Here is a 21,117-nt window from a genome sequence, read left to right on the forward strand (position 1 = left end):
TCTTTACTTCTTTAATGCGTTCGCCAGCGCATTCGCCATGGCGCCCCGCATCGGCGGCGCGGGCGGAGCGGATTTTCCCTGAGGTTTTCGAGGTGCGGTTTCGCGTTTCGGTGCACGGTTGACTTCCGCATCTGATTTCATCGATAGTGCGATCCGTTGGCGCTCGACGTCTACCTCGATTACCTTGACTTCGACGATGTCGCCGGCTTTGACGACTTCGCGCGGATCCTTGACGAAATTGTCTGCGAGGTGCGAAATATGCACCAGGCCGTCCTGATGCACGCCGATATCGACAAAGGCGCCGAAATTGGCGACGTTGGTCACTACGCCGTTCAAGCGCATGCCGGGTTCAAGATGGGTGATCTTTTCGACGCCGGCCTTGAACTGCACGCTTTTGAACTCGGGACGCGGATCGCGCCCGGGTTTTTCGAGTTCGCGCAGAATGTCGGTCACGGTCGGCACGCCGAATCGGGCGTCGGTATAACGGGCCGGATCCAGCCGCCGAAGGATTTGAGATTGCCCGATTAGATCGCGAATCGATTTGCCGGTGTCCTTGATGATCGCTTCGACGACCGGATAGGCTTCCGGATGCACCGCGGAGGCATCGAGCGGGTTGTCGCCGTTTGTGATGCGCAGGAAACCGGCCGCCTGTTCGTAAGCCTTTTCGCCGAGGCGGGGCACTTTTTTCAACTGCGCGCGGTTTGCGAACGGGCCGTGCTCATCCCGGTAGGCGACGATGTTTTCGCTGACGCTTTGCGACAAGCCGGAGACCTGCTTCAGCAGCGGGGCGGAAGCGGTGTTCACGTCGACGCCGACCGCGTTCACGCAGTCCTCGACGACTGCATCCAGACCGCGCGCCAGCTGTACCTGGTTCACATCGTGCTGGTATTGGCCGACGCCGATCGATTTCGGCTCGATCTTGACCAGCTCGGCCAAAGGATCCTGCAGACGGCGCGCGATCGAAACCGCGCCGCGCAGGGAGACGTCGAGCTCGGGAAATTCCTTCGCGGCCAATTCGGAGGCCGAGTAAACCGACGCCCCCGCCTCGGAGACGACGATCTTGCTGAATCTCAATTCCGGGTGCTGTTTCTGCAAGTCGGCGACCAACTGGTCGGTTTCGCGCGAGCCGGTGCCGTTGCCGATGCTGACCAGCTGCACCTGATGTTTTTCGATCAACCGGGCGAGGGTCGCGATCGATTCATGCCAGGCATTCCGAGGCGGGTGAGGGTAGATCGTGTCGGTCGCGAGCACTTTCCCGGTTGCGTCAACGACTGCGACCTTGACACCGGTACGGATACCGGGATCGAGGCCCATCGTGGCTTTGTGGCCGGCCGGCGCGGCCAGCAGCAGATCGCGCAGATTGCTCGAAAATACTCGGATCGCCTCCTGTTCGGCGGCTTCCCGGGCCCGCATTTTCAAGTCCAGGTCGATGCGGGTGAACAATTTGATTTTCCAGGCGAGACGCGCCGTTTCGACCAGCCAGGCATCGGCCGGTTTATCGGTGCCGGTTACGCCGAGCCGCCCAGCGGTAAACTGCGCGCAGAGATCGTGTTCCTGCTGTTCCTCCTGGGCCGGTTTTAGGGTCAGCGTCAGCAAATCTTCGTTGCGTCCGCGCAACAATGCCAGCGCCCTATGCGAAGGAATTTTATTGATCGCTTCCTGATAATCGAAATAATCGCGGAATTTGCTCGCTTCCTGTTCCTTGCCGGGCGTCACGGTCGCATGCAGGATGCCTTTGCCCCAGGTTCTCTCACGTAGGTCGGCCAGCAGTTCGGCATCTTCCGACAGGCGTTCCATGAGAATCTGGCGGGCGCCTTCCAGCGCGGAGGCACTGTCCGCAACGCCTTTTTCGGGGTCGATAAAGCCGGCGGCGAATTGCTCGGGGATCAGGCTGCGATCGGCCAGTATCGCATCGGCCAGCGGTTCGAGGCCGGCTTCGCGCGCAATTTGGGCTTTCGTGCGGCGGCGGGGCTTGTAGGGCAGGTACAAGTCTTCGAGCAGGGTTTTGGTATCCGCTTCGTTGATGGCCAGTTCCAGTTCCGGCGTCAGTTTATCCTGGCTGCGAATGCTGTCGAGAATCGCCGCGCGCCGGGTGTTCAGTTCGCGTAAATAGAGTAAACGCTCTTCGAGGGTTCGAAGTTGTGTGTCGTCGAGACCGCCGGTGGCTTCCTTGCGGTAGCGGGCGATGAACGGCACGGTCGCTCCCTCATCGAGCAGTGCCACAGCGGCATTGACTTGGCGGATATTGACGGCGAGTTCTTCGGCGATGCGTTGATTAACGTCCATTTCGAATGCTGTTTGGTTGAAAGCGGCAAATTTTATCAGTAAGCGCGGGTCAGCGGTTGAGGAAATTTTTCTGAAACCGCATTTAGGATTTCGGGCTCTCGGATAGCGCAAGTGTTGTTGTTTATTGGCAACAGCGAGGTGTTCCTAATTCGGCATTGAGATTTTAATTTGTTATAATTTGGCGTAAACAGCGCAAGCAGTCAGCCGCGTTTGGAAAATCGAAACATTCCGAACCTATAGCTCTGCTGCTTGTCCAATTGCAAAAATATAGGAAGCCTTGAATGGTTGTCGAACATGACGACGCTTCGGATCAATAATAACCAGAGGTGACATCGCGCCTAAGGCGCGACCGGCGATGCAGAACAAAAGACGAATTTTACCCAAAATAGTGCTGTTAGGCCTATTGGCAGGTTTGCTGATAGTCGGTATTGCAGTCGTCAAATTTGTACGCGAAGAGGTCGAAACTTCGCGGTATCAGGCGCACTATCTCTCTAACATCGGCAAACGGATCAGCTTCAGACTTGAAAAGGGCCCGAGCCCGTCGATACGCTACCCCGAATACGGCCCGTACGACCAGCGCATGGGCTATACCTTGTTGCCCGAAGCGGTCGACCGGATGACCCAGGCCGGGTTTTCGGTATCTGCCCAGGCCGTCTCCTCGCCAATGCTGACCCAATTGGTCGACGACGGTTTTTTTTCGATCTATCACGAAAAGACCCAGGCCGGCCTCAAGATCTACGATCAGACCAACCAGCTGATTTTCAGAAACACCTACCCCAACCATGGTTATCCCAGTTTCGAGTCGATACCGCCGTTAGTGCTCTATACCTTGCTGTTCATCGAAAACCGCGAATTGCTGAATGAAGCGAAGGTAACTTTGAACCCGGCCGTCGAATGGGACCGCCTGGGTTATGCCAGCCTGCAGATGGTCGCCAACAAGCTGGGTGTAGATAAGAATGTGCCCGGCGGCAGCACACTGGCGACCCAGATCGAAAAATACCGGCATTCCCCCAATGGTTATACCAATTCCGTCATCGACAAATTCCGTCAGATGGGATCGGCCTCGATCCGTGCTTACCTGTGGGGAGCCGATACCCGCGAAATGCGCCGCCAGATCGCGCTGGCCTACCTTAATTCGATGCCACTGTCGGCTGCGCCGAAAGTAGGCGAAGTGCATGGCTTGGGCGATGGCCTGGCGGCCTGGTTCGGCGCCGATTTCGACGAGGTGAACAACCTGCTGCGCGCGGCAACGCAAAACTCCGGAGAAAGCGTTACCGACCGGCAAGCGACCGCTTTCCGCCAGGTGCTCTGCATTCTCTTGTCGCAAAGGCGGCCTTCCCATTTTCTGGGGCCGGGCTTTCATGCCCTGCAGACGCTGGCGAATAGCTATCTTAGGCTGATGGCCGATGCCGGCGTGATTTCCGGGGCGCTGCGCGACCGGGCCTTAAAGGCCGAGACGCTCAAGCCGCTGCCTGCAGAATCGATGCCTGTTACGCAATTCGTTTCCGAAAAAAAGACGCAAGCCGTATTGCGCGCCCGGCTCGCGCAGGCATTGAATGTTAAAACGATTTATGACCTCGACCGGTTGGATTTAACCGCCAAGACCACGATTGATTACAATACTCAGCAAGCCGTGGCGACCGCCCTGCGCAAGCTCAGCGATCCCGAGGAGGCGCGAGCGGCCGGCGCTTTCGGCGAGCGGCGGCTGAATGAAAACGTCGACCTGTCGCGTGTTGTCTATAGCTTGATGTTGTTCGAAAAAACGCCGAAAGGCAATTTTTTGCGCGTGCAGACCGACAACCTGGACCAGCCGCTCGACATCAATGAGGGAATCCGCCTGGATTTGGGCTCTACCTCCAAATTGCGCACGATGGTGCTTTACCTACAACTGGTCGCGGAGCTTTATCAGCAGTACCACGGCCAGTCATTGGAAGAATTGAATAAAGTGGTGCTGCATCCCCGGGACTATCTGAGCGACTGGGTCATTACCCAATTGAAAGCGCAGCCCAAAATCGGCCTGCAGACGATATTGGATCAGGCGCTGGACCGTAAATATTCGGCCAGCCCGGGTGAATATTTCTTTACCGGCGGCGGACTTCACCATTTCAATAATTTCCAGAAGAGCGACGACTATCAGATCATGTCGGTGCGGGATGCGCTCCGCGATTCGGTCAACCTGGTATTCATCCGCCTGATGCGCGATATAGTTTACCATTACCAGTACAGACCTGATGGCATAGCGCGCTGGCTCGACGATCCGGAAAGCCCAAAGCGCCAGGAATATCTCGAACGGTTTGCCGATCGGGAAGCGCAGGTTTATCTTGGCCGTTTTTTCGCCAAGGTGCAGGGAAAAAGCGAAGCGGAACGTCTCGATATGCTCGCCAAGCGCGTATGGCTGAAGTCCTCGCGGCTGACGATGTTGTATCGGGCGATTTATCCCGATCATGACGTGGAGCAACTGAACAAATTCTTGCGCAACTATCTTCCGAAACAGATCCTGGACAAGGAAGACATTTACGCCCTTTACGATAAATATTCGGCGGACAAATTCGACCTGCAGGATCAGGGCTATATTACCAAGATTCATCCGCTCGAATTATGGCTGGCCGGTTATTTGGCCGAACATCCGCAGGCGACCCGCGAGGAAGTGATTGCGGCCAGCGCCAAGCAGCGCCTGGAAGTCTACCGCTGGCTGTTGAAGAGCAAAAGGAAGAAGGCCGGGCAGCAGCACCGCATTATGAGCATGCTCGAAGCGGAGGCATTTCAGAAAATCCATGCCGCCTGGAAGCAGGTCGGTTATCCGTTCGGCAGGTTGACGCCATCGTATGCGACTTCGATCGGCGCCTCGGGCGATCGGCCGGCGGCGCTGGCCGATCTGGTCGGCGTCATTTTGAACGACGGGGTTAGAATGCCCTCTGTCCGCTTCGAAAATCTGCACTTCGCGGAAGGAACGCCTTACGAAACGATTCTGGATAAAACGCCGAACGAAGGGAAGCGCGTCTTCCCGCCCGAGGTGGCACGGGCAGCCAGAAGCGCTATGGTCGGCGTTGTCGAAGGCGGCACCGCGGCGCGCCTGAAGGGAGTTTACACTGATAATCAGGGCCAGGTGATCCCGATAGGCGGAAAAACCGGTACCGGGGATCACCGCAAGGAGATGTTCAATGCCCGTGGCCACATGATCGGTTCGCAGTTCATCAGCCGTGCGGCCGTGTTTACCTTTTTCATGGGTGACCGGTTCTTCGGCGTGATCACCGCCTATGTAGCAGGCAAAGACGCTGGAGACTATCATTTCACCAGTTCGCTGCCCGTGCAGATCGTCCGCTTCTTGAAGCCGACGTTGATGCCTTTGTTGAATCGGTCCGTGGACGATGGTAGCGGAAACACTCTTCCGGAGCCGAAAATGGCGATGGTTTCGGGGCAATAATTGTGCGGCGGGCCGGGCGGGCTGCAAGTCAGGAGGCTGGTCCGCAATTCCCGCTTGCCGCTTCATGAACCATTCCCGCCTGATGTTCTTGTTGTTGATCTATTTGCTGATTCTGCTGGCGGCATTTCTGATGCAGCGCAAGATGATGTACTTCCCGTCCCGCTTTACTCCGGCGCAGCAGGACCAATTGATGCAGGCACTGGACCTGCAAGTTTGGCCGTCGGTCAACGACCGGCGGGCTATCATCAGCCGGACACCGGTCGAAAAGCCGAAAGGTACCGTGCTGGTTTTTCACGGCAATGCCGGCGCGGCGCTGCACCGGACCTATTACATCGAGGCTTTGCAGCGCTTGGGTTTTCGGGTTCTGATCGCCGAATATCCGGGATACGGCGCGCGCGAGGGCTCGCCTTCCGAAGCGGCATTGATCGAGGACGGCATTGCGACGGCGAAACAGGCACTGCAAGCGTACAAGGAGCCTTTGTTCCTGTGCGGCGAATCACTCGGCAGCGGGGTTGCGGCGGGGGTTGCCGCTTCACACCAGGTGCCGATTCGGGGACTATTGCTGATTACGCCGTTCGATACGATGGCAAAAGTCGCGCAGCGTCACTACTGGTTTCTGCTCGCGCGCTGGCTGGTCAGAGATAAATTCGACAATGTCGCGAGACTGCGCGGTTTCAAAGGTCCCATTGCGGTAGTTCTGGCCGGGAGGGACGAAGTGATTCCGAATCGGAACACGCTCGCCTTGTTCGAGACGCTGCCCGCGAAAAAAAAACTCTGGCGTTTCGAAAATGCGGGGCACAACAGCCTGCTGTTGGAGTCCTGGCGTCCCTGGTGGCAGGAAGCGATGCAGTTTATCGCTCCTCAGTAAACGGGCAATTGCTTCATACTTGCCATATCGATCACGAAGCGGTAACGCACGTCGCTTTTCAGCGTCCGTTCGTACGCTTCGTTGATGTTCTGCATCGGGATTACCTCCACGTCGGCCGCGACGCCATGGTTACCGCAAAAATCCAGCATTTCCTGCGTTTCGCGAATCCCGCCGATCATGGAGCCGGCCAGGCGCCGGCGTCCCGTAACCAGTGGCCATGCGGCCAATGGAGTAGGGCCGGGCAGGCCGACCAACACCATGGTGCCGTCGAGGCCGAGCAGATTCAAGTAAGCATTGTAGTCGTGCATTGCCGAGACCGTATCGAGAATGAAACTGAAACGGCCGGCATTTTGGGTAAAGGCTTCTGCTTCGCGGGTCACGATGAAATCGTCGGCGCCGAGTTTGAGCGCATCGTCGCGTTTGCCCGGCGAATGGCTCAACACGGTCACATGCGCGCCGAATGCCTTGCCGAGCTTGACGCCCATGTGCCCAAGGCCGCCGAGTCCAACGATCGCGATCCTGTCGCCGGGACTAACACCGAAACGGCGCAGCGGCGAATAGGTGGTAATGCCCGCGCAAAGCAGCGGTGCGGCGCGCTCCGGGGGAATGCCTTCGGGGATGCGCACGACATACGATTCGTCGATGGTAATTCGGGTCGAATAACCGCCGTAGGTCGGCGTTTGGCCGTCCTGTTCCCGCGAATTGTAGGTAAAGCTCGCGCCGCGCCGGCAATACTGTTCTTCGCCTGCCTCGCAGGCGGCGCATTGCCGGCACGAATCGACGAAACAGCCGATGCCGACTGTATCGCCGACCTTCCAACGGCTGACCTCACTGCCGGTTTGCGCCACGACCCCGATAATCTCATGGCCCGGCACCATCGGAAAAATCGCCCCTCCCCATTCGTCGCGCGCCTGATGAATATCGGAATGACAGACGCCACAGTACAGAATATCGATCAATACGTCGTGCGTGCCGGGATCGCGGCGATCGATCGTGAACGGAGCCAGGGGCGATGTGGCGCTGGCGGCGGCATAGGCGGGCGTTTTGATCATAGTAATTTCCTCTCAATGGTTTATAGGGATTCTAAAATTCGACATATGCGAGGATCGGATATATCCCACTTCGGGAAAGCACGTTTTCTTTAGCGGATAGAGGAGCCGCACAGAAACGCCAAAGGGGTCTCGGCATTCATCGGGATTCGGTTGAGCAAAGTGTAGGGTACGCTGCGCGTACCTTCTCGGGGGGCTGATTTACTGGAAACACTCAAAAAGGTACGCGCAGCGTACCCTACACATGGAATTCAAAACCCGCCGTCAATCCGCAAAATCGTAAACCTTATAATGACTGACCAGCGGCTTCAAGACTTCCTGAATCACCTTCTGATGTTCCGGATGTTTCGAATAATTTTCCAGGGCTTCCTTGTTTTCGAACGTGGCGGAAACCGCGACGTCGAAACTATCGTCGACCGACGGGCTCGAATGTTCGCGTTTGATGCCGGCGACAGGCCCGATGTCGTAACTGACTACGCCCGGCAGTTTCGACAGCCGCTTGCTGCCCTCGATATATTTCCGCCGTGCTTCCGGATCGCCGTGCTGTTTCAGCCAGATGATCACGACGTGATGCACCTTGCCGTCGATGTGGGCCGCCGGCCGCTCGGCATGCGCGGCATTGCCGAGGCCGAGGGTGGCTAAAAGAATGGCCAGGCGTTTGAAATGGACTGTTTTCATGAACTAACCTCCTGTAATTTAAAAGGGTGTGAAGGGTTGCAAGTGTACCAGAAATTATGCGGATCTATTGGAACCCTCGGGGTGAGATTGCCAATAAAACCGGCTATGATAATAACCCGTAAAAGTGATCTTGAGGATATTCGACGGGATGCAAAAATTGCCAGAAATGCTCTACCGCGCCGCCCAAGTCAGAGAACTTGACCGGCTCGCGATCGAAGAATTCAACATTCCCGGCTACGCGCTGATGTGCAGGGCGGGCAGCGCCGTATTCGGATGCCTGACCGGAAAATGGCCAACAGTGCGGTCGCTGGCGGTATTTTGCGGCAGCGGCAATAATGCGGGAGACGGTTATGTGGTCGCGCGTCTGGCAAGAGAAGCCGGATTGGACGCCCTGGCGGTTTGTGTCGGTAATCCCGAAAAGCTGAAAGGCGATGCGCTGACGGCCTATCGGGATTATGTTCAGGCAGGAGGTCCGGTAAAGACATTTGAAACGGAGCATGCGATTGAGGCCGATCTGGTGGTCGACGCGTTGCTCGGCACCGGCCTGGACCGGCCGGTAACCGGGCTTTACGCGGAGGCGATTTCGGCAATCAACCGGTCCGGCTTGCCTGTCGTGGCGGTCGATATCCCCTCCGGCCTGAATGCGGATACCGGCAATCCGCTGGGCTGTACCGTGAAGGCCGACTGCACGGCGACTTTTATCGGGCTAAAACAGGGCCTCTTTACCGGCCAAGCGGCCGAATATGCGGGCGAGATCGTTTATGACGGGCTGGCGGTGCCGGACGCTGTTTTTGATCGAGTGAAACCCGAGGTTTTCCTCGTCGGCCAAAAACCGCTGATGCCTCGCCGCCGCTGTGCGCACAAAGGCAACATGGGGCATGTGCTGGTCGTCGGCGGCGACCTGGGATTTTCGGGGGCGGCGCGGATGGCCGGCGAGGCGGCTTTGCGGATCGGCGCCGGCCTGGTCAGCATCGCGACGCGGAGCGAGCATGCCGGCTTGATGAATTTGAACCGGCCGGAGCTGATGTGCCGCGGCGTCGAAAGTGAGAGGGATTTGCTCCCACTGTTGGATAAGGCCAATGTCGTGGCGCTGGGGCCGGGGCTGGGACAGAAGGAGTGGGGCAGAACCCTGTTCGGCGCCGTATTGCAGTCCGAAAAACCAATCGTGCTCGATGCGGACGGCTTGAATCTGTTGGCGTCAATGCCGATGAGCAAATCCTATTGGATACTGACCCCGCATCCCGGCGAAGCGGGACGCTTGCTGCACGGTTCCGCGCAATCCGTCGAACAGGACCGATTCTCTGCGGTGTCGGCGATCCGGGCGGCTTATGGCGGCATCGCGGTATTGAAAGGCGCGGGCACCCTGATCGCGAGCCACTCGCGAATTGCCGTGTCGACGAGCGGTAATCCGGGCATGGCCTCGGGCGGAATGGGCGATGTGCTGTCCGGCGTGATCGCGGGACTGATCGCGCAGGGTCTTGATTTGCAGGAAGCGGCGGAGCGAGGCGTGTTCCTGCACGGCCGCGCCGCCGATCTGGCGGCCGCCAGAGACGGAGAACGCGGCTTATTGGCGACCGATTTATTGCCTTTTTTGAGACAATTGGTGAATTAATGCAGCGTTATTTGCAATCGGCGGAAGCCACTGAACAGTTCGGCGCGGCGTTATGGCGCCTGTTGCCGCCGAAATGCTTGGTGTTCCTGCATGGCGACCTGGGGGCGGGAAAAACGACGCTGGTCCGCGGTTTTTTACAGGCGGCGGGCCATGTCGGCGCGGTTAAGAGCCCGACGTACACGCTGGTCGAAGAGTACCGGATTGGTGGCCGGAAAATCTATCATTTCGATTTATACCGTTTGGCCGATCCGGAAGAACTGGAATGGATCGGGATTCGTGATTACCTGGACGAGGAGTCCATCTGCATCGTCGAGTGGCCCGAGATGGGAGAAGGGATGCTGCCTGCGGCAGATGTATCGATCTGTTTGAGTGTGCAGGATGCGGGCAGGTTAATCGATATCGAAGTTTTTTCGGACGAGTTAAAGCGTCTTTGTACCCGTCTGTAATGCCGGATCGCCGCATCAAATCAACAATGCGCTTGGCAGAGGCTTTCTAGGCCGCAACGGCGATCAAATCCGTAAAAGATCGCATGCTTCTGCTGGGTTTTGCTATTATTAAGTTAATATCGTTTTTATTTAGGCAATGGGATCAACGTGTTTCGAGCAGAAAGAATTTACAGCCAGAGTAATCCAAAAACGGGAATGATAGAGTGGTTTTTTTCCGCGCGGGAAGGCAACTTCGGACCTTTTGACAGCAAAGAAATAGCGACCAAAGAGCTTCAAGCCTTTATTAATCTTTGTATCAAAAACGGCGACGACGGCGGGCGCGGAGGCGGCGGAAAATCTAAGAAATTAAGTCTTGAGCCGGTGCACGACTTTGTTTTCAAGCGACGGGAGTAAAGAGGATCTATCGTGGCGGATTGTTCTGTTAATATGTTTTTTCGTTTTTACATTATGTTCTTGTTTCTTTAAGAAGCTTGGAATAAGGGCAATAGCGTCTGTCCCCTACTAAACCTGCCGGAAAATGATACGATTTATCGCCTCGGCGTCGGTATGAAGGCGGGCTCCACCCTTCATATTTACTTTGTGAGTAATACTCCGACTCTACCAAAGGCGCGTTGCCGGCGGTTGATTTCCGATTCAATACGGTCATTCACAAAAAATAGGCACTGCCCACTTGCCAGGAATAATTCAGCGGGCAACAGCCTTCGACGCCATCTTATCCGACAGTCAATAAGTCTTTCGTCAGCAGTTCTTCAAAATCTTTCGAGGAAAGCGGCTTTGAGTAGAGGTAGCCCTGTACAAAATCGCATTCCGCTGCGACAAGCAGGTCGCGTTGCTCCTCGGTTTCCACCCCCTCTGCTATGACTTTTAACCCCAGTTTATGGGCCATTACAATGATGGCTTCCGAAATGGCCATTTCCGACGAGCCGTTTCGAAGATTTCTGATAAACGATTGATCAATCTTTAAATAATCAATCCCGAATTTATTCAGATAAGAAAGTGATGAATACCCGGTGCCGAAATCGTCTATGGCGACCTCAATGCCCGCGTCCCGAAATTCCAGCAGGCGATTTTTTACTGTGATGTCTCCGTCCAACAATAATCCTTCCGTAATTTCAACCACGATCTGTTTAGGATCAACCCCTATTTCATGTAAGTAGGAAACCCAGTCTTTGCCCTTTAACTGTTTATGGAACTGGACGGGAGATTTGTTTACACTGATCTGGAACGGTTGACGGGTTTTCCGACTTATTTCCTTTAAGAAATTTGCCGCTTCTTCAAAAATCCACTCTCCTATTTCAACAATGAGTCCTGTCTCCTCGGCAAACGGGATAAAATCGGCGGGGGTGACAAGACCTCGTACCGGATGGCTCCAGCGAATCAGGGCCTCTGCCTTATGTATTTTCTGGGTATGGAGGTCTATGATGGGCTGATAGAACAGAGAAAACTGCTTTTCGTCCAGCGCACGCCGCAGGTCGGATGCCAGCTTAAGCCTTGCCTGCATTTCGCTGGTAAAGTAACTGAACCGATTACGTCCCCCATTCTTGGACACATACATGGCTTGATCGGCGTTTTTGATTAGTTCGTCCGAGGTTTTTGCGTCGTTGGGGTACAGTGTTATGCCGATGCTTCCCGAAGTAAAAAATAAGTCATTCCCGAGTTTAAGCGGCTCGCTTAAGGACAATAGAATTTTCTCGGCAATACCTTCCACATGGCTGTGATCGTCCAGATCGGTAAGAAGGACCATAAACTCGTCGCCGCCCAGCCGCGATACCGTATCGGATGAGCGCACGCATTTTTCTATGCGTTTGGCTGCTTCGACCAGCACGGTATCTCCCGACTGATGGCCCAAGGTGTCATTAACCTCTTTAAAGCGGTCAAGGTCGATGAACAGCACGGCCAAAGAGGCACCCGAACGATGCGCTTTGTTGATCTCCTGCTCCAGTCGGTCTAGAAAAAGCCTGCGATTGGGCAAATCGGTAAGGGCGTCGTAATTCGCTTGGTGCCAGATAAGGGCTTCATTTTTTTTGATGTGGGTAATATCGGAAAAAAGCGCCACATGCCGGTAAATTTTACCTTCGGGACTCAAAAGAACATTGATGGTCAACCGTTTGAAGTGGGTTTCGCCATTCTTTTTTCGGTCGCAAATTTCCCCCTGCCAGAAACCATGGGTATTGATCGAATTCCACATTTCCTTATAAAAAGCCTTATCGTGCATGCCGGAGCTGAATATTCTCGGGTTTTTGCCTGCGACTTCTTCGGCTGAATAGCCGGTTATTTGAGTGAAGGCGGAGTTGACGGCGATGATGCGGTTTTCTTCGTCGGTAATCAGCATGCCTTCGCTGCTGTTATCGTAGATAGAGGCTGCCAGGTTAAGCTTTTCATCAATCTCGCGCTCACCCGTAATGTCCCGGGCGAGCCCGATAGTGCCCAAAACACGCTCCTGATCGTCGATGACGGGCGATTTAAAGGTTTCTACCCAATGCTCATGGCCGTCAGTCAAGATTTTTTCGGCCAATTTTTTTCGCTGCCGAGTTCGTATGACTTCATCATCAACCGCCCGGTAATGCTCTGCGAGTTCTTGCGGCCAAAAATCGAAATCGGTTTTACCGTTCAAATCTTCAAGACAGGTCAGGCCTGTATTTTTGATAAAAACCTTATTCGCTTGAATATAACGACCCTGGGTGTCTTTCATCCATGCGAGAAACGGCAAATTGTCGTACATAGCCCTCAGGGTGGCTTCGGATTGGATAATGCGCTGTTCTGCCGTTTTTAATTGAGTGATATCCGTGACCAATACAAAAAAACCGCTCACCTGTTCCTCTTCTATAATGTCCGGTAAGTAAGAGGTTTGCGTATGTCGCTGGCGGCCCGAAGCATCGGTAATAATGCGTTCGAATAGTTGCGTTTCTCCCTTCAATACCGCCTGAATATAGGGCTGGTTCAGCCTGTAAAGCTTCTCGCCGAGGACTTCGCGAATATGCTTGCCCCGCAATTGTTCCGGCGGAATCCCAAACCATTCCTGGTAGGCCTGATTACCGAATTTATTGGTGAGATCGCGGTTCCAGTACCCAATCATGGCCGGCATGTGATTAAGCACCGATTGAAGAATCATTTGTCCTTCAAGAATTTCGGCATCCCTTGCAAGCAGTAGGCTCTCGGCTTGCTTTCTTGCGGAAATATCTTCGACTTGGCCAATGAAATAGAGAGGAATTCCCTCGTCGTCTTCCTCTAACGAGAGGCTGACTTGCACCCAGACAGGGCTACCGTTTTTATGCAGGTAGCGCTTTTCATAGACAACGGATTTTTCGCCGTTTAAGAGCCGTTCAAAGTTTTCCTTGCTGATATTTCGATCCTCGGGATGGGTTAGATCGCTGATCAATAGGTTTTCAAGTTCCTCTTTCTGAAAACCTACAATTTCCCTCATAGCGCGATTCGATTGAAGGATGTGCCCGTCTAAAGTGGCGATGTGCATCCCGGTCGGGGCATTTTCCAGAATGTTACTGAATAACGACCGAGCTTTGTTCCCGCTAAATTTCGCAAGCATTAATTTCCAAACGATAACGGACACTGCTATGCCGTTCAGAGTAAAAATACCTAAACCTATCCAGTCCAGCGAGTCGTTGACAAATTGCTGTCCGTCAGGCTGACGCCATAAAGTGACGAACAGGCCGGACAGCAGGGTGGCTAAAAGTCCTCCCCCTAATCCGCCGATTAAAGCCGAGAAAAAAACTGCAGGAAAAAAAGTAATATAAGTAAGGCGTAATCCCAGATCGCTTAACAGTTCCGTACGCAAAAATGCAGAGAATGCCACTAATAGGAATGAAATGACGAGCGACGAAATCGCGGAAAACTTAATTTGATTCTTTAACACTAACCGCCACGCTTACAGGGATTTTTTAAATACCAAGGGAAAAAACATCTATTTACCGGACAACTTATCGATATGAAACACGTTAAAAGCCGTCAAATTAAAATTCATGCAGTTAAGGAAGCCCTAACAAAAAATAAACCGGGTCTCTCATTCAATAACAGCAAAAAATTATTATCGAATGAACACGATGCCATGTTTTTCGGATGCGTCGCTCCCGTTCTATGTTGAAAGGGCTTTATCTTCGAACTGAATTGCCAGTCGGAGCAGTCAGTAACAGTGATCTAAACGGCTGCTATAATGTAATTAAGTATACGCATTTTTATTACAATGTGTAGGGTTTTGATGTGCGATAACCAGTTCACTACCGACAATTTTTGAGGCTCCAAATAATTGGAGAACAATCAAGCGGCTGTTCTTTATATTGGTTTGTTTTAATTAACCAATAAAACAATTGTTTACCTCGAATTTGTAAAAGATTTGCAATAGGCCAGACAGTCAAGATGAATGCGGGTTGGGTAGGGCACAGCCGTTGATGAGTAAGAGAGCTTGATAGTCAAACAGGGAGTAAACTTTGCGGTAGATGGAGCTTTTGGGAACTGGTAAATTATCAGCCGGCTTGAATTATATGGTGTGGGTATTGCTACAGAGAAAGAGTTAGTTAATTACTTCGATAGTAACACAAGGGTAATCTATTGGCGTCAGACCTCAACTTGTTTAACCTGACTCTCGGATGCGGTTCTCATTGCTAAAAAAATTTCAGCAACTGTATTATCTAACGTTGCTAATAAGGTTTTAAAAAACTTTTATTAACTCTAGCTCAAGCATGCTTGAATCAGCGGATTTATTGGAAAAAATGAAATGTTAATACGAGTATCTGGAATCGAATACGGTAGACATTTTATCATCGGTAGACAGAGGACTAAATGAAGTTCTTCACAAAATCAGCAGATAAAAATAATGACGTCGGAACAGATAAATGGAAAACCAAATATTTAGATCTGCTGGATGCGCATGAGCGACTGGAAAAAGCTTATAAAGAAGAACAGGAAATACTAAGCAAAGTTATCATTCGCCTTTCCATTGTGAGTTCCGAAGTTGACGCCCAACTCGAACCCTACCTGCAGCGTATCCGCGATCATTTAAAGAATGGCATAGACAATCGTCAACTTAAGGCGGATCTTGAAAGCCTTACAAAAATTATCTATCAGCTTAAAGATTCGTCCTCGAAAGGATCTATAAAGGCTGCTGATGCGAACCTTTTGTTCGAGTTTTTATTGCAGCGTTATACGTCGAGCCGGCAGCAAAAAGAATTAAAGGAACTGAAAGAGAGCGGTCAGCCTTTAGCGGAGCCTCGGCGATTATTTGCGGTTATTGCCAGGATTATCGAGAGCGATCCGGCGGATGTAAAAATTGCTCAGCAACACGGTGAGAATGAGTCTTCAGCTCGACATTCTATCGATACTTCTTTTGTCAGTGCGCAATTACTGAAACTCCTGGAAAGAATAAAGGTTCCGGAAGCATTCGAACAAAAGGTGCAAAACGTAAAACAGCAATTAAAAGCAGGGGAGATCTCTCATTCGCTCGAATCGATACTGGATAGCATTATTTCGCTTTTGATCGAAATTAATACCGACAATCAACCGAAGAAAGAGGAGATTGATAAATTCCTGGCGCAAATAACCGAACAACTTGCGGCGCTGAGCTCGGTTGTTACCGATTCTAATCAGACATTCAAGGATGTCGGTTTAAATAGAATCAAATTCGATCAGTCGGTTTCCGAGCAAATGAGCGACCTGCAATACCGATCGCTGCAGGCGACTCAGCTGGAGTCCTTACAAAAATCCATTTCTTCCCATATCGATAAAATCACCCGGGAAATTCAGGAAAATAAAAAAAAGGAAGCGATCGAACTCGAAAGGTTTCAACTTCATATGGAAAAGCTGAATCAAAAAATCCAAGCGATGGAAACGGAAACCGGTGAGCTTAAATCCAAGCTAGTCGTTGCTAATTCACGAGCGTTTAGCGATGCTTTAACAGGGCTGCCGAATCGTTTAGCTTATGACAATCGGTTAAAGTACGAAATAGCCCATTGGCAACGTTATCACACACCGCTGTGCCTGCTTATATGGGATATCGATTTTTTTAAAAAAATCAATGACAATTTCGGGCATCAATTAGGGGACGCCGTGTTGAAGCATGTGGGTCGACTGTTTTCGGAAAATATCCGTAAAACGGATTTTGTGGCCCGGCTTGGAGGAGAAGAATTTGTCGTGCTGATGCCGAATACCAGGCAACTCTCGGCTTTTCAAAAGGCAGAAAACTTACGCGATATTATTGAAAAACATCAGCTGGACCTAAACGGTACGGCCCATTGTATTACTGTCTCTTGCGGAATTGCCCAATTAATGAAAGGCGATACTTATGAACTGATTTTTGAGCGGGCTGATCGGGCTTTGTATCAAGCGAAAAAACGCGGGCGTAACCGTTGCTGTATGGGGTAGCGAAAAATTACGGCAATTTTTAAATCCAATTGAATGGGCAGGGTACACGCATCAAATTCGGAGAACCGTGATAAATGGAAATTTATCTAGAGGGTTCCGGATTGAAACAGGAGGGCAAATTTTAGAAATGCCTGTGGCCGATGCCTTGAAGTGGCATCGATAAATAATAACTGGAGTTGCTTAATCCCGTACGCATATCAGAAATAAAGCTATGGCTTGGGTTCTTTAATTAAGGGATATGCGTGCTGACTTGGGAGTCCAAGGCAGGATTGAGTACAGATGCGATGCTCATCCGAAGTTAATTGAGTTGCTGAAAGCTACCGTAAATCTTACTGCTGTTATTAGCGAATGTTACTGTATTTCAGTGTACTTCGTTGGGCATAAAAAAACCCGCTAAGCTATATAACTTAGCGGGTTTTTGTACTTTGCTGGTTCTCTTAGAACCTAAATTTGGTGCCGAGGAGAGGACTTGAACCTCCACGGAGTTTCCCCCACTAGCACCTGAAGCTAGCGTGTCTACCAATTTCACCACCTCGGCTAGGCGATGTTTCATCTCAGTTGATTCGGCATATTATAAGGATCGATTTTGACCTTGTCAAACATTTTGCAAGTTTTTTTATCGTCCATTGTCGAATGTGCTTCGGATGCCAATGGTCCAGAGGGAATTTTTATTTCCGATGATTGACATTTTCAAATTCTGCGCCTGGAAACGTGTATTATAATCATATTAAATCCCGGGATTTTGCGACGCAGTAAAATCCTGCGGATAAACATCTAAAATATCATTCCCATCCATTCTAGCCATCCTCAATGCCGCCCAAGTCAAAAAAAGTCGTTGACTTCAATTTATCCGAAGACCCTTACGCCGCGCGCGAAGCCGAAAAATATACGCGTCCGATTCCCAGCCGCGAGTTGATTCTTGAATACATCGAACATATCGGTAAACCGCTCAAGCGTGCGGAAATTGCCGAAGCCTTCGCGCTGGATGATGATGAACAATTGGAAGCTTTACGGCGGCGTCTTCGAGCTATGGAACGAGACGGGCAGTTATTGTTCAACCGCGAGCAGAAATATTGCCTGGTCAATAATAAAGATTTGATCGTCGGCCGGATTCTCGGCCATCCCGACGGCTATGGCTTTCTGCGCCCGGACGACGGTTCGGATGACCTCTACTTGTCGCCGCGCGAAATGAACGCGCTCTTGCACAACGACCGCGCGATGGTGCGCGTTTCCAGCATCGACAAGAAGGGACGCAGGGAGGGCGCGGTAGTCGAGATTCTGGAGCGGAACACGCATCAGGTCGTCGGCCGCTTCATGAAGGACAGTTTCAATTACGTCGTGCCCGACAATAAAAACATCGCGCAAAACGTATTGATTGCGCCGGGAGAGACGGGCAAGGCGAAACAAGGCCAGATCGTGGTTGTCGATATCGTCGAGCAGCCGACCAAACTACGGCAACCGATCGGGCGCGTGGTCGAGGTGCTTGGCGATCATCTCGCGCCGGGCATGGAAATCGAGATGGCGATCCGTTCGTATGAATTGCCTTTTCAATGGCCGGAGGCGCTGCTCGAAGAAATCAAATCGTTCAGCGAGGAAGTGCCGGAGGAGGCGAAGGCTAATCGCGTCGATTTGCGCGATACGCCGCTGGTCACGATCGATGGCGAGGACGCGCGCGACTTCGACGATGCGGTGTTTTGCAAAAAGACCGCCAAAGGCTGGAAGCTTTTGGTCGCGATCGCGGATGTCTCACACTACGTTCAGGTGAATGCCGCGCTCGACCAGGAGGCGAAAAACCGCAGCACTTCGGTCTATTTCCCGGAAAAGGTCATTCCGATGCTGCCGGAGATCCTGTCCAACGGCCTTTGCTCGCTCAATCCGCATGTCGACCGCCTGTGCATGGTCTGCGAGCTTTTGATCGATTCCCAGGGACATATCTTGCGGTCGAGCTTTTTCGAGGGTGTGATGCGCTCGCATGCGCGGCTGACCTATACCGAAGTCGCGAAGATGCTGGTCGACCATGACAAAACGCTCGCCAAGAAATACAAGGATTTGCTGCCGCATCTGGAAGAGTTGTATGCGCTGTACCGGGTGATGCGCCTCAGCCGCGAACAGCGCGGCGCGATGGATTTCGATACCCAGGAAACCCGGATCATTTTCGGCAAGGACCGCAAAATCGACCGGATCGTGCCGCTGGTGCGCAACGATGCGCATAAACTGATCGAGGAATTCATGATTGCGGCGAACATGGCGGCCGCGCGCTTTTTGAACAAGAAAAAAATCCCCAAACTGCTGCGCATCCACGAAGGCCCCAGCGCGGACAAACTGCTGGGGCTGCAGTCGTTTCTCGGCGAACTCGGCCTGAGGCTGGGCGGCGGCTTCAAGCCGACGCCGCTCGATTACATGCATCTGACGCAGTCGATCAAGGGAAGGCCCGACGCGCATCTGATCCAGACCGTGCTGCTGCGCTCGATGTCGCAAGCCGTTTACAGCCCGGACATGAAAGGCCATTTCGGCCTGGCGCTCGACGAATACGCACATTTCACTTCGCCGATCCGCCGCTATCCCGACCTGCTCGTGCATCGCGGCATCCGCCATGCGCTGCAGGGCAAGAAGCCGGAAAGCTTCATCTACAGCCATTCCGACATGGTGCTGCTCGGCGAGCATTGTTCCGCGAACGAAAGGCGCGCCGACGACGCGACCCGCGACGTGGTGCTCTGGCTCAAATGCGAATACATGATGGACAAGATCGGCGAGGAGTTTGCCGGATTGATTTCGGCGGTCACGTCCTTCGGTTTTTTCGTCGAGCTCGACGAGATTTATGTCGAAGGGCTGGTGCATATCAGCAATCTGGGCCAGGACTATTTCCATTTCGATCCGGTCAGCCACCAGCTGCGCGGCGAACGCACCAATACCGTGTTCCGGTTGGGCGACAGCGTCAGGGTTCAGGTGGTGCGCGTGGATCTGGACGAGAAGAAGATCGACTTCGAGCTGATCAGCAAGCGAGGGGCTGTAGCGAAGTCCAGGAAGCGAAGCAAGGACAAGAACGCGAAAAGAAAAAGAAAGAAATGACCAGCCGGCCGGCAGGCCGGGTTTGAGGCTGCCTACCTACAGGCCTGCCACGCGGGTATCGTTTGGGGTATATTGCTTGAAATAATTGCGGATGCCGTTGAAAATCGCCAGTGCGATTTTGGACTGATGTTCGGTATTGTTCAGTTTGCGTTCTTCGCCGGGGTTCGAGATGAAGGCCGTTTCGACCAGGATCGACGGAATGTCCGGCGATTTCAGGACCAGAAAGCCGGCCTTTTGTACGGTCGAAAAATGCAGCTCACCGATGTTCTGAAAACTTTTCAGCACCTGGCCGGCGACATTGTTGCTGGCCTCCAAGGTGGCGGTTTGCGATAAATCCAGCAGCACCGAAGCCAGTACTTCTTCCTTGTCGTCGAGACGAACCCCGCCGACCAGATCGGCCGCGTTTTCGCTATCGGCAAGCCAGCGCGCCGCTTCGCTCGAAGCGCCGCTGTTCGATAATGTGAATACCGATGCGCCTTTTACGTCGGATTTCTGGTAGGCGTCCGCATGCACCGAGACGAAAAGGTCGGCATTTGCGGCGCGGGCGATTTCCATGCGTTTTCTGAGGTCGACGTAATAGTCGCTTTTGCGCACCAATACGGCGCGCATCCCGCGCTGTCCGTTGATCAACGACGCCAGTTTTTTCGCGATGGCCAGCACCACGCGTTTTTCTTCGGTTCCTGCCGGCCCGTGGGCTCCCGGATCTTCACCGCCGTGCCCGGCATCGATTGCTACCACGATGTTTCTACCGGATCGTCCGGTGGAGGCCGCTTCCTTGGCCGATTTGGCCGGGTTGCCGTCGGAGGCCCGCTTGGCGGCTTTCTGCGGCGCTTGCGCTTTCGCTTCGGGTTTGGCGGCCTGGGCCATAGGTTTTTCGGAAGCGATAGGGCTGTCCGGAAGCGGTCCTTTGTCTGTCAGATCGACGACCAGGCGATGGCCGTACATCTTGTTCGGATTCAGCGTGAAGCTTTCATAATCGATCTGCCTTTTCAGCTCGGCGACGATTCTTAGCGTCTTCTGTTTCTGGTCCGTGCGAATACGGGAAAAAAATGGATGCGAGGCCGGCGGCTGGGACAGTTTTCCCTTCAGGCGGGCATTTTGAATATCGATCACCAGACGGTCGGGGCGTTCGGTTAGCGAAATGGAATGGGAGGGAATGGCGGACACGTCGATCATCATCCGGCTTTGTTTGGCCGAACTCCAAAAATGGAGCGAATTGACACTCACCTGTGCAGCGAAAGCCAAGCTTGAGAAAAGTTGTAACGTCAGCAAAAAGAATAATTTAGCGAAATGTCTCATGGCCGCCGCTCAAA

The 21,117-nt window shown here is 52.9% G+C and carries 12 protein-coding genes and 1 tRNA gene; 7 read left to right on the forward strand and 6 right to left on the reverse strand.

Annotation, left to right across the window (positions count from 1 at the left end; translation table 11 throughout):
* Positions 1–3 precede the first annotated feature (3 nt).
* On the reverse strand, positions 4–2,286 hold the full coding sequence (locus JJL52_RS11835; RefSeq protein ID WP_202052615.1) for a Tex family protein: 2,283 nt from the start codon (positions 2,284–2,286) through the stop codon (positions 4–6).
* 355 nt (positions 2,287–2,641) lie between these two features.
* Here JJL52_RS11835 and JJL52_RS11840 point away from each other — a divergent pair, with 355 nt between their 5' ends.
* Positions 2,642–5,710: a transglycosylase domain-containing protein gene (locus JJL52_RS11840; protein WP_202052616.1), complete on the forward strand. Its 3,069-nt coding sequence runs from the start codon at positions 2,642–2,644 to the stop codon at positions 5,708–5,710.
* A gap of 64 nt (positions 5,711–5,774) precedes the next feature.
* Entirely contained in the window at positions 5,775–6,578 is an 804-nt protein-coding gene (locus tag JJL52_RS11845) for an alpha/beta hydrolase (RefSeq protein ID WP_202052617.1), read from the forward strand.
* On the opposite strand, the gene JJL52_RS11850 is transcribed toward JJL52_RS11845, so the two are convergent.
* Together JJL52_RS11850 and JJL52_RS11855 are read right to left on the reverse strand one after the other, a co-directional pair.
* Positions 6,572–7,630: an NAD(P)-dependent alcohol dehydrogenase gene (locus tag JJL52_RS11850; RefSeq protein WP_202052618.1), complete on the reverse strand. Its 1,059-nt coding sequence runs from the start codon at positions 7,628–7,630 to the stop codon at positions 6,572–6,574. The two genes, JJL52_RS11845 and JJL52_RS11850, sit on opposite strands and share 7 nt — an antisense overlap.
* Before the next feature lie 261 nt (positions 7,631–7,891).
* Positions 7,892–8,305, reverse strand: coding sequence for a Dabb family protein (locus JJL52_RS11855; protein WP_202052619.1), 414 nt, complete (start codon positions 8,303–8,305; stop codon positions 7,892–7,894).
* A gap of 148 nt (positions 8,306–8,453) precedes the next feature.
* Between JJL52_RS11855 and JJL52_RS11860 the strand changes: the two genes are divergently transcribed.
* The 3 genes from JJL52_RS11860 (at position 8,454) to JJL52_RS11870 (ending at position 10,756) form a co-directional block, all read left to right on the forward strand.
* On the forward strand, positions 8,454–9,917 hold the full coding sequence (locus tag JJL52_RS11860; RefSeq protein WP_202052620.1) for an NAD(P)H-hydrate dehydratase: 1,464 nt from the start codon (positions 8,454–8,456) through the stop codon (positions 9,915–9,917).
* Positions 9,917–10,363 (forward strand): tRNA (adenosine(37)-N6)-threonylcarbamoyltransferase complex ATPase subunit type 1 TsaE, encoded by a 447-nt coding sequence (tsaE, locus tag JJL52_RS11865; RefSeq protein WP_202052621.1) that lies wholly within the window; start codon positions 9,917–9,919, stop codon positions 10,361–10,363. Before JJL52_RS11860 ends, tsaE begins: the two co-directional genes overlap by 1 nt.
* A gap of 147 nt (positions 10,364–10,510) precedes the next feature.
* A complete protein-coding gene (locus JJL52_RS11870; RefSeq protein WP_202052622.1) occupies positions 10,511–10,756 on the forward strand; it encodes a DUF6316 family protein in 246 nt (81 codons plus the stop codon).
* Positions 10,757–11,075: 319 nt separating this feature from the next.
* On the opposite strand, the gene JJL52_RS11875 is transcribed toward JJL52_RS11870, so the two are convergent.
* The gene (locus JJL52_RS11875; protein ID WP_202052623.1) at positions 11,076–14,234 is read right to left on the reverse strand and encodes a PAS domain S-box protein; all 3,159 of its coding nucleotides are present in this window, start codon (positions 14,232–14,234) and stop codon (positions 11,076–11,078) included.
* A gap of 923 nt (positions 14,235–15,157) precedes the next feature.
* Here JJL52_RS11875 and JJL52_RS11880 point away from each other — a divergent pair.
* Positions 15,158–16,735, forward strand: coding sequence for a GGDEF domain-containing protein (locus tag JJL52_RS11880; RefSeq protein WP_202052624.1), 1,578 nt, complete (start codon positions 15,158–15,160; stop codon positions 16,733–16,735).
* A 451-nt stretch (positions 16,736–17,186) separates the two neighbouring features.
* On the opposite strand, the gene JJL52_RS11885 is transcribed toward JJL52_RS11880, so the two are convergent.
* Positions 17,187–17,273, reverse strand: a tRNA-Leu gene (locus tag JJL52_RS11885).
* Between the two features lie 272 nt (positions 17,274–17,545).
* Here JJL52_RS11885 and rnr point away from each other — a divergent pair.
* Entirely contained in the window at positions 17,546–19,804 is a 2,259-nt protein-coding gene (gene rnr / locus JJL52_RS11890; protein WP_202052625.1) for a ribonuclease R, read from the forward strand.
* 36 nt (positions 19,805–19,840) lie between these two features.
* Here the strand turns inward: rnr and JJL52_RS11895 are convergent, their stop codons facing one another.
* Complete coding sequence (locus JJL52_RS11895; protein ID WP_336885067.1) at positions 19,841–21,031, reverse strand: N-acetylmuramoyl-L-alanine amidase; 1,191 nt, start codon at positions 21,029–21,031, stop codon at positions 19,841–19,843.
* Between the last annotated feature and the right edge of the window lie 86 nt (positions 21,032–21,117).

The sequence above is a fragment of the Candidatus Methylomicrobium oryzae genome (assembly GCF_016745425.1).
Classification (GTDB): domain Bacteria; phylum Pseudomonadota; class Gammaproteobacteria; order Methylococcales; family Methylomonadaceae; genus Methylomicrobium; species Methylomicrobium oryzae.